Here is an 11,893-nt window from a genome sequence, read left to right on the forward strand (position 1 = left end):
TCAGCATGATGGTTCGCCCCGAGGCGATCTGAACGCGAAAGCCGATCTCACGGCGCCAGCGTGCGGTCCTTGGAAACAGCTGAGGCAGCGAACGGTGCTGCAGATCCGGAATCCACGCCACTGCAGGGACAGGCAGCCGCCAGCCGAAGAAGCGCGCGGCCTCGACCACAACATCCACGCGCGCGGAGTGAAACGTCGCCGCAGCTCCCCGGTCCAGACCTAGCGCGAGTGCCGCAGCCAGGCCTGGCTGTCCGTCGAACGCTTCCGATCGAACGATCTCGACGCCTGGCACCGCGGCAAGCTCCGCGAGTTCATTCTCTTCGGCCCTGGTCCCGGCAAAGACGACGGGGACGAATTCGCCGGGCAAGAACCGGTCGAGCGCCGCGAACAGATTGCGCTGATAATTGTAGCCGCCGGCCCATAGCCGCCGTGAAATGTGACTGAACGCGAACCGCAGGGGACGCGGCGTCACGAAGCCTGCCCCTTGAACCAGGCCACGTAGTCGGCGAGCCCCTGATCGAGCGGAATGCGCCAATCAAATCCGATCTGACGCAGCATCGCATCGTCGGCCAACAGGCTCAAGGGATCACCGGGGCGGCTGACCCCCGAGTGCCGCACAACCGTCTTGCCACCCCACTGTCCGATGAGGCCCGTGGCGATGTCGGCAACGCTCGTCCCGCGGCCCGAACCGCCATTGATGACCCGGAAGGCCTCCTGTGGTGACGAGGCTTCCGAAATGCTTGCAAGCAACCTCGCGACGTCGCGAACATCGGTCCAGTCGCGTATCTCGTTGCCGGTCCCACCGAGCGTGAGCACCTGCTCCTTGGCGTTGAGGCGCGAACAAATGTCCCAGAGCAATTGTTTGCGCAAATTGGGCCCATAGACGGAGAACAGCCGCACGACCGTGCAGTGCAAGCCGAACGACCGCGCATAGCTCCGGCACAACTGCTCCATCATCAACTTGTGCTGCCCATAGGGCGACATCGGAGTGACGACGGCACTTTCAGCGATCGAGCCGACATGATCGGCGCCGTAAACGGCCGCGCTCGACGCCGCGATCACTGCGCAGTCTGGCGCCGATCCTCGCAGCCATTCGAGCAGCCGCGCAGTGCTCGCAACCGTCCGCGAAAAATCCTCGAACGGCCGCTCGATCGAGACGCCGACAGACGATCCGCCGGCCAGGTGGAAGACACGCGTCGGCAGCCCGTGCGCTGCCGCAAGCGCGTTCAGATTGGCCGCATCGATTTCGCCGTTGATCCAGCTCTGCAAGCCAAGCCGCCGGGCTTCGGTTGCGTCAAGCGCCCCGTGTCCGACGCCATGCACCGCATGGCCTGCCCCTGCCAGCTCGTGGGCGAGATGGCGGCCTATGAACCCGTTCGCGCCGGTAATCCAGACGATCATCGCTCAGGCCTTGTGACAGACAAAGGAGTAGAGCCGGCCCGGCCGATTGTCGAAACGTTCGGCCATCGACAGCAGCGAGCCAAACACCCGCCGTGAGGCGAGAGCAGTTCGCCACAGCGGAGCAACCGGAATTTTTTGCGAAAGCTTCGTCACGATCGCCGCTCTCAGCGTCTCGAGCGTATAGGGAAACAGGTTGATCGGGCTTTGCAGCGGCGCCAGCGTGTCGATCGCAGAGAATCCTGCGGTGGTCAGCGCACCGGTGTAACGATCGAGCAGGAAGGCATGCTCGCCGCCGTAGAGATGATGCAACGGGTGCTGCGCAAGGAACTGCGGCAGGTCCGCTTCCTTGCTGATGACATGCTCGCGCGCCGCGATCAGCATGCCACCCGGCCGCAGCACGCGAAACATCTCTCGGCATGCGCCGTCGAGATCGCGCGTATGATGCAACACGGCGCGCGCGAACACGAGATCGAACGTCGCATCGTCGAATGGCAGCCGCTCGGAGAACTCCTCGACCACCTGGATCGGCAATTGCGTCTGTTGCGCCAGGCCACGGATCGCCGCCGCTCCCACGATCGCGCTGGGGTCCGGCTCCAGCGCTGCCACGGCAAAGCCGGTTCGGGCGAGCGCGTAGCTCGCAATGCCGCGACCAGCGCCGACGTCGAGCGCAGTGCCGGCACGCCCGGCCAGCAGCGCGGCGACTGCCTGCCACTCGGAACTCTGAAAATAGCGCTCAGCGGCGCCAACCAGCGGATCGTCGTAGAATGCGTCGAGCACGAGCTGGCGCTGCTCCGGCTGATTACGCAGCCAGACCACCGCTTCCTCCCAGGTGGTAAACTTGCGCTCACCGTTCATCGGGGCCAAGCTCCCTCACCAGCACCGCGGGATTGCCCGCCACGATCGTAAACGGCGCGACATCCCTAGTCACGACCGCGCCGGCCGCGACGATTGCACCCTGCCCGATCGTGACACCGCGCAAGACCATCGCGCCCGCACCGATCCAGGCATCATCGCAGATTTGGACGGGGCTCTCATCCAGCGAGATGTCGCTCGGATGGCCGCGCGTGAAAATCTGCTGGACCTGCCGGTGCCGCTCCGCTGCCCGCAGCGGGTGCGTGAGATTGTCGAAAACATTGGCCGAATGCGAGATCAGAACGCGGTTGCCGATCTCGATCGAGGCAGCCGACCAGATCCGGGTTCCCTCGCCGACGTAGCACCACTCGCCGATCTTGATCGCCCCACCATGCGCGAAGGTCAGGAGTTCGCCCAGGATGCGGCTATTGCGGCCGACGACGATCTTGTCGGAATCGCCGCGGATGTTCCTGATCCTGGCATGGCGGCCGAGCGCTGCGTCTGCCTGCAAGCGGCAAGTCGCGCGCCCAAGCAGACGCTGGATCAGGTAATCGACATTCATGCCGTCAGCTGCAGGCACGCGACGGCGCGCGACGACGCCGCAAGGTCGTTGCCCTGCCCCTTGCCGGTGTGGATGTCAAAGACGGTGGCGTCAGCGAGTGCCTCCGCGCTCTGGCGCGACCAGCCCTGCCGCGAATATCCGAAATAGTCGACATGGTGAGAGGCCGCGCCGAATACCTCGATGATCCGCTCGATCATCGCAAGATCGAACACCTGGTACCAGCCAAGATTGTCGCGCTTGCCGAACGGCACGGAGATCAGGCAGGTCCCGCCGGGCTTAAGGATGCGCTTGAACTCCTTCACCGCCGGAACGAAGCCGTCCCGATCGGTCTCGGCGTCGCGCGGGTCGCCCGTGTACAGCATCTGGTTGTCGAGACCGATGTGCTCGATCGTCGAAATGCTGGCGACGGTGTCGAACACCTGATCGCCGAACATCGTCTTCCGGAGATCACCGAACACATAGGAGTAGCCATCATGCCAATAGCACCGCCGCTCCGGCGCCAGGGTCATGATGGTGAGGTCCGCGCCGCGCAACGGCGGACGCTGCAGCAGAAAATCGTGATTGAAGGTCGATCCAGCGTCCAGCATCTTGCCGACGCTGCTCAATCGGCCATAGACCCAGGGATATTCCACCACGCGCTCGTCCATGGCGACGCCGTAGCCGGGCGGAAGCTCCTTTCCTGCCTGAAGCAGGCCGGCATCGATGGCCGCGGTGATCGTATCGCGCTTGACCGTCTGATAGCCCGGGCCGAACGGCCGCGGCCGCAACCTGAACAGCGGCACGGCAAGCCCGTCGGCCACCCATTTCAATTGATGGATCAAGTCACTTGCAGACATCATTCCGGCCCGATCGCCCGCCCTCTGGCCGGCTCTGTGCCCCGTCTAGCACGGCTCAATCCGCGCGACGAGATCGATAAAATGGGCCCATTGCGAGGCCTTGCTGTAGGTCTGCTGCACGCGCTGCCGGCCGGATGCGGCGATCCCGGCCCATTGCGGCCAATCCTGCAGGCTGCTTGAAATCGCCTCGGCTGCCCTTTCGGGCGCGTCGTAGGTGCGCATCGTGACGCCGTCCAGCATCGCCTCTGGGTAGTTGCCGGCATCCGACACCAGCAACGACCCGCAGCCCATCGCCTCGAAGCAGCGCATGTTGCCGCGATCGTTGCCGGCCATGTCGATTGCGCCGTTGAGCACGATCTTGGCGGATCCGAACAATTCGTAGAGGTCCCTGCCGAACAACGGCAGCCGCGCTATTCGCGCGATGACGTCGGGCCTCCGGTGCTTGCCTAGCGGCAGCAACCGACCGACCGCGCTTTCGGCAAGCCGCGTCAGCCGCGATGCATCGAGGCAAAACACGATGTTGCGATCGGCGGCCAGCGCCGCGACCTGTTCGAGCGTCCTGCCCCGCGCGCTGTGATGCCGCGAATATCCACCGACAAACGCCACATCGATCGGCCGTTCGCCGTGGCCGTACTGCTCCATCACGGGATCGATCGCAGGGAAGAACAGCTCGGCCCGGCAGCCCTTGCTGCGCCACGCCTCAAGGATCGAGGGAAAGTTTCCAAGCACCGCGCCATAGGCGGTCAGGTCGGCATTGCCGGAAGGCGCCGCGCGCCAGCACAAGGTCTTCTTCACACAGCCGGGAAGCTTGGCGACGAACGCAGTGGGATAACGCACCGGATCGAGATTGTAGAATACCTCGGTTCTGTGATGCTCGATCTGCGCGAGCAAAATGGCTTCCAGCGTCGGCGTCCCCTGCATGCCCTGCTCGCGCGCCCATTGGCGCTGCAGCACTTCGTCGTCGGCATTGGTGAAAAAGGCTTCAGGTGCGCCGTCGAGTACGGGCTCTAGGAAATGCGCCGCGCCGAAGCGATCATGCAGGAACACGTCGCGACGCGCGGCGAAGGTCGACGCTTTCGCCGCAAGCTGGTTCAGCCTCGGCAAATAAGACGGATAAAGACCGCTATTCTGGAACAGACGCATCGGTTACGCGGTCCTCGCCAACATCCATTTCATGTTCAGGTATGGCCAGATCCGGCCGACGGATTCCCAATCCCAGCTCTGCGTTGCCGTCAAGTGGCCGACCGCCTTTCGGAGCGGTGCTTCGTCGACGAACTCGGCAAAGGCCGGGACCTTCCGATCGAGCAGCTCCGCGGTCCAACCGGCCAACGGTCCATTCAGCCATTCCGGCATTGGCGAATTGAATCCGACCTTGCGGCGGGCGGTGCGGATACTCTCGGGCATCAGGTTTGTCATCGCCTGACGTGCAATCACCTTGGTCATGCCATCGGCCGATTTGCTCGTTTCCGGCAGCGCCATCGTATAGGTGACCAGACGCCAGTCCATGAACGGCATGCGCACCTCGATCCCGTGCGCCATCGAGAGCCGGTCGAAATTACGCAGAATGGTCGGCAGCGTGGTCGAGTGGAACATGCGGTAGAGACGCCGGTTCAGCGCGCCCCACGTACCCGGCAGTTCGTCATTCTCGGCGACCAGCGGCAACGCTGCGGGGATCGCTGTCAGGCCTCCCCGCAGGAAATAGCGCCCCTGGCGGCTGATCACCTGCGCGCGCAAGAAGTCGATGCCGCGCTGCGCCAGCTGCGATCGCGACATGAGCGCAGCCGCTGCGTTGCGGATCCGGAACGCGGCCGACTGTCCTTCTTGAAAGTAAGCGCCCATCAACTCGTCCGCGCCATGGCCATCGAGCGACACGGTGACGTTCTGGCGGCGGAGCTCGCGATAGATCAGCCACGGCGCGCTTGGCAGCCCGATATAGACATCGTCATTGTCGTCGAGAATCCGGTCGAGGTCAGTGAGCGCATCGGAACGCCCGATCTCGAGAAAGCTCGGCGCCACATCGGCCCACGCGGCCGCTTCCTCCGCCATCGGCCGTTCGTCATTGCTGGCACCGGGAAAGGTCGCGACAAAGGCGTGCCGCCAGGCGGTCGAGTCGCGCGGTCCCATGCCGGCCTTCTCATGGCTCGCCATCGCACAGATCACCGCGGACGAGTCGAAGCCGCCGGACAGGCAGGTCCCGATCGGAACATCGCTGCGCATGCGCAGCGCCACGGAATCCTGAAACAGGTCGCGAAAGCGCGCGACGCGTTCGGATTCGGTTTGCGGGATCGCAGGCAAATGATCCACGGTCCGCCACCAGCGCCGCACCTGCACCCGCCCCTGGCGCAGCCACATGCAGTGCCCGCCCTGCAGGCGACGCAGTTGCGCGAACAAAGTCCGTTCGCTGCCTTCGATGCCGAACGGGTCAAGCAGCAGCCGCCGCGCCACGTCGATGTCGAGCGAGGTCTCGACCAGCCCGCTCCGCGCCAGCGCCCGCTGCTCGGATGCGAACACGAACCGCTCGGACGACATCGCATACAGCAGCGGCTTGATGCCGAAGCGATCGCGAGCAAGGAACAGCTCGTCCGTCGTCGTATCGTAGATCGCCAGCGCCCACATGCCGTTGAAGCGCAGCAGCATGTCCTCGCCCCATGCCTGCCAGGCGGCAAGGATCACCTCGGTGTCGGACTGGCTGCGGAAGACTGTGCCCTTCGCCTCGAGCTCGCGACGCAATTCGAGGAAGTTGTAGATCTCGCCATTGTAGACGATCACATGGCGGCCATCGCCTGATGCCATCGGCTGATAGCCGCCCTCGCCGGGATCGATGATCGCAAGCCGGCGGTGACCGAAGGCGACGTTTCGCTTGGCACTGAACCAGGTGCCCTCACCTAACGGCCCGCGATGCGCGATCAGGCTGGTGAGCCGCGAGATGTCGGCCGGCTCCACGGGCGCGCCGCGCAGATTGACGATGCCTGCGATGCCGCACATGTCTAGACAGCCTTCAAGGGCAAGAAGCGGGTGATGATGATACGAAGATCGCGCCAGCAGACGGCGCGATAAGGACCAAGCTGCGACACGGCGATGGCGGCGACAAAGATCGCCGCCGCCGACACGCCGTAGAGCGACACCACATACCACCATGACGGCGCGTGGTCGAATGACACATGGCCAAGCTGCGAGCGCAGCGCCAGCGCAACGGCGATACCCGTGCCGAGCGGGATCAGGACGAAATGCAGCATCCGCGACCACATCGCTGAAAGCCGGAAGGTTCGCCTGAGCAGCAGCACCGTGATCACCATCTGGGCGAGCATGCCGACGCAGGAGCTCCAGCCGGCCGCCTGCCAGCCGAAATACGGCAACGCGACAGCGCTGGTCGCCAGCGTGAAGATACCGGTGACGAGCGAGATCAGCGCATTGGAACTGGAGCGGCCCTGCGACAGCAGATAGTACGCGAACACGTTGGCGCTCGAGCCCAATATTCCGCTGATCGCAAGCACCACCAGCACCAGCTGCGCCTCGGCGGCGACTTCGGCGCCGGTCCATCGATACAGCAACGCGCCAGCGACCGGGATCAGGCCACCCAGCGCGCTCGCGGCCAGCACGTTGAGAATCCAGGACGAGCGCAGCAGCAGGTCGACCTTGCGATCGTCATCCTCCTTCTGCAGCGTGCTGAAGAACGGGAACAATATCTCGCCGATCTTCAACACGCCGATATAGACCGCCTCCTCCAGCCGCTGCGCGACGCTGTAGAATCCAACGAATTGTGGCTGCAGCAGCGCGCCGAGCAGATAGCGGTCCGCCTGTCCGGCGAACAGCGCGCCGCTTTGAGCGGCGACCTGCCAGCCGCCAAGCTTGACCAGGGCGCGCAGCGCGCCGCGATCGACCGCCGGACGGGCCAGCCAGTCGCTGATCGCGTGCCGCGACCAGGCGAAGGCCATCAGGAGATTGCTCGCGAAGCCCAGGGCCTGACAGCCGAGGAAGGTCGAGGCACGCGGCGCATAGGGAATCAGCAGCAGCATCGACATGGTCGTCACGACCGTGCCGGTGATGCTGATCGACGCAATCCGCCGGTAATCCTGGCGCGCCGTGAACAGCGAAAGGAAGACCGCAAACACGCACTGGCACAGCCAGCCAGCGCCGGCCACTGCGAAGGCAAGTCCGAGGTCTTCGGCAGCCGGGCCGCCGAGGTGAAATCCCAACCGCGCGAGCGGCGCGCCCGCAAGGATCAGCAAGGCCACGATCAGGCCGCCCACGGCGATGGCGAGCGCAAGGGCGGTCGCGAAGAACCGCCGCGCCTCGTCGCGATCGGACGGTTCCAACCTTTGCGCGAGTTCGCGCGCCGTCGAGAGGCCAAGCGCATTGCTGAACATCAGCGCCGGCGCGACGCAGGCTGTCACCAGACCCGCAACGCCGAACGCGGCGAGGCCGAGCCGGAAAATCACGAACGGGAGAATCGCAAGATTGAGCAGAACCGCGACCGCAAACGCAGTCGCATTCCATGCCGAGTTGCCGAGCAGATGGGACGGACCTCTCTTCACTGCCATGCCCGCTTTCGGTCCATCACGTCAAAACGCCTCAAGTCCCTCTTCCATAAGGGCAAAACCCATTCGGTGAGGCGACGGGCTAGCAGCCAGCACAGCGATTGTCGAGGGTTGGCGGGCGCGCAGGTGTGGGCAGGCTCGAATAGCAGCCGACGCAGAGCCGGTTTTCGCGGAACCGTGACTGTTCGTTTCCGGAGGTTTGTTATCAGGGTAACAGTTGGAAAGACCTGCCAAATTGTCTATGGCAGGTGAGCAATAGCCCCCACAGCGGCCCGCCAAACAAGAGGTGTCTCAATGCCCTTTCCCCGCGCATCCCAAGCCCTGTCCCGCTTCACCGTGCTGGATTTGACCCGGGTCCGGTCCGGGCCGACCTGCGTGCGCCAGCTCGCGGACTGGGGTGCCAATGTCATCAAGATCGATGCGCTGCTGGAGGACGGCGGCGGCGAACAGCCGGGCGGCCCGCGCGGCGGATCCGATTTCCAGAACCTGCACCGCAACAAGCGCGCCATGACGCTGAACCTGAAGGACCCCAGGGGGCTCGAGGTGTTCAAGCGGCTGGCGGAGCAGGCCGATGTCGTGGTCGAAAACTTCCGGCCGGACGTGAAGGCCAAGCTCGGCATAGACTATGAGAGCATCCGCAAGATCAATCCGAAGATCGTTTATGGCAGCATCTCCGGATTCGGCCAGGACGGCCCCTATCACAAGCGCCCGGGCTTCGATCAGATCGCGCAGGGCATGGGCGGCCTGATGTCGGTCACCGGCGCGCCCGGCGAAGGCCCGATGCGGGTCGGCATTCCCGTGGCCGACCTCACCGCGGGGCTGTTCTGTGCGATCGGCATCCTCACCGCGCTCCTGGAACGCGATGTGTCCGGCGAAGGCCAATGGGTGCAGACCTCGCTGCTGCAGGCGCAGATCTTCATGCTGGATTTCCAGGCGGCACGCTGGCTGATGGAAAAGGAAGTCGCCAAGCAGGCCGGCAACAACCATCCGACCTCGATCCCGACCGGCGTGTTCAAGACCTCCGACGGCTACATCAACATCGCCACGACAGGCGGGCGGATCTGGGAGCGCTGCGCCCAGGCGATCGGCGCGCCCGACCTGATCACCGACCCCGATTACGCGACCGCACCGGCGCGCTCGAAGAACCGCGATGCGCTCAATGCCAGGATCAACGTGTTGACCGAGAAGAAGTCGACCGACACCTGGGTTGAGGAGCTGAACGCTGCCGGCGTGCCGTGCGGGCCGATCTACTCGATCGACCAGATGTTCGAGGATGCCCAGGTCAAGCATCTCGGCATGGCCCAGCGCGTGCCGAACGACGAGAATCGGCACATCCAGCTGGTCAGCCAGCCCGTGACGCTGTCGCGGACGCCGAGCAAGATGGCGGCGCGGCCGCCGGAATTCGGCGAGCAGACCGAGGAAGTGCTGGCCGAGTTCGGCTTCGGCAAGGACGAGATCGCCGAGCTGCGCCAGCGCAAGGTCGTCTGACGCCTCACGCCTTTGCCGGCCGCAGCAGACGCGCGACGCCGGCAAAGGCCCGATCGATCACCGGCCAGAACAGCAGCACGATCGCCAGCGTCGTGATGCTGCCGACGAGGCCGTTCGACCAGAACACCTTCATGTCGCCGCCGGAGCCGATCATCGAGAGGCGGAACGCGTCCTCGGCGCGGCTGCCGAGCACCAGAGCAAGCGTGAATGGCGCGAGCGGGATGCCGATCTTCTTGAAGACGTAACCGACGACGCCGAAGCCCAGCATTAGCCAGATATCGAACATCGCGTTCTGGATCGCGTAGGCGCCGATCGCGCAGGACACAACGATCATCGGGGCGACGGCCGCGAACGGCACGCGCAGGATCGAGGCGAAGATCGGCACGGTGGTCAGCACCAGCACCAGGCCGACGACGTTGCCGAGATACATCGAGGCGATCAGGCCCCAGACGAAATCCTTGTGCTCGACGAACAGCAGCGGGCCCGGATTGAGGCCCCACACCATCAGGCCGCCGAGCAGGATCGCCGCAGTCCCTGATCCTGGAATGCCGAGCGCGAGCATCGGCAACAGCGCCGAAGTGCCCGAGGCGTGGGCTGCGGTCTCCGGCGCGAACACACCCTCGATCCGGCCCTTGCCAAAGCTCTCCTGATCCTTGGAGAAGCGCTTGGCGAGGTTGTAGCCCATGAAGGACGCCGCGATCGCGCCGCCCGGCGTGATACCGAGCCAGCAGCCGATCACGGACGAGCGCAGCAGCGTCACCCAATATTTCGGCAGGTCCTTCCACACCGACAGCACCACGCGGAGCGAGATGCCGGCGGCATGTCCGCGCAGCGCCAGGCGCTCCTCCATCGTCAGCAGGATCTCGCTGATGCCGAACAGGCCGATCACGGCAACGAGAAAGTTGATGCCGCGCAACAGCTCCGCAGAGCCGAAGGTCATGCGCAGCTGCCCGGACACCGTATCCATGCCGACGCCGGCGAGCAGCAGCCCGAGCGACATCGAGATGACCGTCTTGTGCTTGGCTTCGCGGCCGAGGCCGACGAAGGAGCAGAAGGTCAGGAGATAGACCGCGAAGAATTCCGGCGGACCGAACTTCAGCGCGAACGACGAGATCATCGGCGCGAGGAAGGTGATCAGCAGCACCGCGACCAGCGAGCCGATGAAGGACGAGGTGAACGCCGCGGTGAGCGCTTCGGCCGCCCTGCCCTGCTGCGCCATCGGATAGCCGTCGAAGGTGGTCGCGACCGACCAGGCTTCGCCGGGGATGTTGAACAGGATCGAGGTGATGGCGCCGCCGAACAGCGCGCCCCAATAGATGCAGGACAGCATCACGATGGCGGATGTCGGATCCATCGTGAAGGTCAGCGGCAGCAGGATCGCGACGCCGTTCGGGCCGCCAAGCCCCGGCAGCACGCCGACGAAGATGCCGAGCACGAGCCCGACCATCATCAGCAGCAGCGTCTTCCACGTCAGCAGGACGGCAAAGCCGTGCAGCAAGAGACCGAAGGCTTCCATGTTTCGAAATCCTGTCGATCGCTCAGTAGCCGAAGGCCGCTTCGAGCGGCCCCTTCGGCATGATGACATCGAATGCGATGTCGAAGGTCACGAACATCGCCGCGGTGAAGATGAAGGCGGTCAGCAGCGACTTCCATAGTGCGATCTTGCCGACGATGCGCATGAAGCCCGCGATCAAGAGGAAGCTCGCGACATAGAGGCCGAGATATTGAGTGGCGAGGCAGAACAGGAAGGTCGGCACGAACACCGCCATCACTCGCCGGAACTGGGCGCGGGTGACAAAGGTCTCGGCAGCTTCCCGGCGCGAGACAAAGGCGGCGCCGAGGCCATAGAGGCTGGCGGCGCCGAGAATCACCGAGAGATAGAACGGAAAATAGCCCGGCTGCGGTCCGGTCGAATCCCATGACGCGCCCGTGCGCCAATTGTCCCAGCCGAGCACCACTGCGAGCGCGAGCAGCAGCAGCGAAACGATGACGTCAACGACGCCGGTGGAGACGACGGGAGGCGAATTGTCTTCTGGCGCGGTCGGATCGTCGACGACGATCTCAAGTTCTGTGTTGGACATGGACGAGACGGTCTGGGTTGCGAAGGCAACGATTGGGATAGCGTGCTGATGCAATCAACGTCAATGCAGCCTTCAGCTAACCTTGGAACGTTCGGGAAATGCGCTCGCAAGCGCAGCACGATCCGCACTGAGGAC

At 64.5% G+C, this 11,893-nt stretch carries 10 protein-coding genes and 1 pseudogene; 1 reads left to right on the forward strand and 10 read right to left on the reverse strand.

The window, feature by feature from the left end; genetic code table 11:
- From QMZ05_RS38230 to QMZ05_RS38265, 8 genes and pseudogenes are all read right to left on the reverse strand, one after another.
- A pseudogene (locus QMZ05_RS38230) lies at positions 1-472 on the reverse strand (glycosyl transferase); the annotation flags it as partial.
- On the reverse strand, positions 469-1,401 hold the full coding sequence (locus QMZ05_RS38235; protein WP_353705459.1) for an NAD(P)-dependent oxidoreductase: 933 nt from the start codon (positions 1,399-1,401) through the stop codon (positions 469-471). The pseudogene QMZ05_RS38230 and the gene QMZ05_RS38235, both read right to left, overlap by 4 nt.
- Before the next feature lie 3 nt (positions 1,402-1,404).
- Entirely contained in the window at positions 1,405-2,256 is an 852-nt protein-coding gene (locus QMZ05_RS38240; RefSeq protein ID WP_353705460.1) for a class I SAM-dependent methyltransferase, read from the reverse strand.
- On the reverse strand, positions 2,246-2,833 hold the full coding sequence (locus QMZ05_RS38245) for a DapH/DapD/GlmU-related protein (protein WP_353705461.1): 588 nt from the start codon (positions 2,831-2,833) through the stop codon (positions 2,246-2,248). Before QMZ05_RS38245 ends, QMZ05_RS38240 begins: the two co-directional genes overlap by 11 nt.
- Complete coding sequence (locus QMZ05_RS38250) at positions 2,812-3,654, reverse strand: methyltransferase domain-containing protein (RefSeq protein ID WP_353705462.1); 843 nt, start codon at positions 3,652-3,654, stop codon at positions 2,812-2,814. The genes QMZ05_RS38245 and QMZ05_RS38250 overlap by 22 nt, the downstream gene beginning before the upstream one ends.
- Before the next feature lie 42 nt (positions 3,655-3,696).
- Positions 3,697-4,794 (reverse strand): glycosyltransferase, encoded by a 1,098-nt coding sequence (locus QMZ05_RS38255; protein ID WP_353705463.1) that lies wholly within the window; start codon positions 4,792-4,794, stop codon positions 3,697-3,699.
- Positions 4,795-4,797: 3 nt separating this feature from the next.
- A complete protein-coding gene (asnB, locus tag QMZ05_RS38260) occupies positions 4,798-6,636 on the reverse strand; it encodes an asparagine synthase (glutamine-hydrolyzing) (protein ID WP_353705464.1) in 1,839 nt (612 codons plus the stop codon).
- Positions 6,637-6,638: 2 nt separating this feature from the next.
- Positions 6,639-8,192 (reverse strand): oligosaccharide flippase family protein, encoded by a 1,554-nt coding sequence (locus QMZ05_RS38265; protein WP_353705465.1) that lies wholly within the window; start codon positions 8,190-8,192, stop codon positions 6,639-6,641.
- A 291-nt stretch (positions 8,193-8,483) separates the two neighbouring features.
- On the opposite strand from QMZ05_RS38265, the gene QMZ05_RS38270 reads away from it, so the two are divergent.
- Entirely contained in the window at positions 8,484-9,677 is a 1,194-nt protein-coding gene (locus tag QMZ05_RS38270) for a CoA transferase (protein ID WP_353705466.1), read from the forward strand.
- Between the two features lie 4 nt (positions 9,678-9,681).
- Here the strand turns inward: QMZ05_RS38270 and QMZ05_RS38275 are convergent, their stop codons facing one another.
- Entirely contained in the window at positions 9,682-11,193 is a 1,512-nt protein-coding gene (locus QMZ05_RS38275) for a tripartite tricarboxylate transporter permease (protein WP_212015837.1), read from the reverse strand.
- A gap of 22 nt (positions 11,194-11,215) precedes the next feature.
- The gene (locus QMZ05_RS38280; protein ID WP_353705467.1) at positions 11,216-11,758 is read right to left on the reverse strand and encodes a tripartite tricarboxylate transporter TctB family protein; all 543 of its coding nucleotides are present in this window, start codon (positions 11,756-11,758) and stop codon (positions 11,216-11,218) included.
- Positions 11,759-11,893 lie beyond the last annotated feature (135 nt).

The organism is Bradyrhizobium sp. INPA03-11B (genome assembly GCF_040446015.1).
In the GTDB taxonomy this organism is placed as follows: Bacteria; Pseudomonadota; Alphaproteobacteria; order Rhizobiales; family Xanthobacteraceae; genus Bradyrhizobium; species Bradyrhizobium macuxiense_A.

Excerpts from the sequence above, each read along its gene's own strand:
- QMZ05_RS38235 (WP_353705459.1), bottom strand. The coding sequence starts at position 1,401 with ATGATCGTCTGGATTACCGGCGCGAACGGGTTCATAGGCCGCCATCTC.
- QMZ05_RS38240 (WP_353705460.1), bottom strand. The coding sequence starts at position 2,256 with ATGAACGGTGAGCGCAAGTTTACCACCTGGGAGGAAGCGGTGGTCTGG.
- QMZ05_RS38250 (WP_353705462.1), bottom strand. The coding sequence starts at position 3,654 with ATGATGTCTGCAAGTGACTTGATCCATCAATTGAAATGGGTGGCCGAC.
- QMZ05_RS38255 (WP_353705463.1), bottom strand. The coding sequence starts at position 4,794 with ATGCGTCTGTTCCAGAATAGCGGTCTTTATCCGTCTTATTTGCCGAGG.
- asnB (WP_353705464.1), bottom strand. The coding sequence starts at position 6,636 with ATGTGCGGCATCGCAGGCATCGTCAATCTGCGCGGCGCGCCCGTGGAG.
- QMZ05_RS38265 (WP_353705465.1), bottom strand. The coding sequence starts at position 8,192 with ATGGCAGTGAAGAGAGGTCCGTCCCATCTGCTCGGCAACTCGGCATGG.
- QMZ05_RS38270 (WP_353705466.1), top strand. The coding sequence starts at position 8,484 with ATGCCCTTTCCCCGCGCATCCCAAGCCCTGTCCCGCTTCACCGTGCTG.
- QMZ05_RS38275 (WP_212015837.1), bottom strand. The coding sequence starts at position 11,193 with ATGGAAGCCTTCGGTCTCTTGCTGCACGGCTTTGCCGTCCTGCTGACG.
- QMZ05_RS38280 (WP_353705467.1), bottom strand. The coding sequence starts at position 11,758 with ATGTCCAACACAGAACTTGAGATCGTCGTCGACGATCCGACCGCGCCA.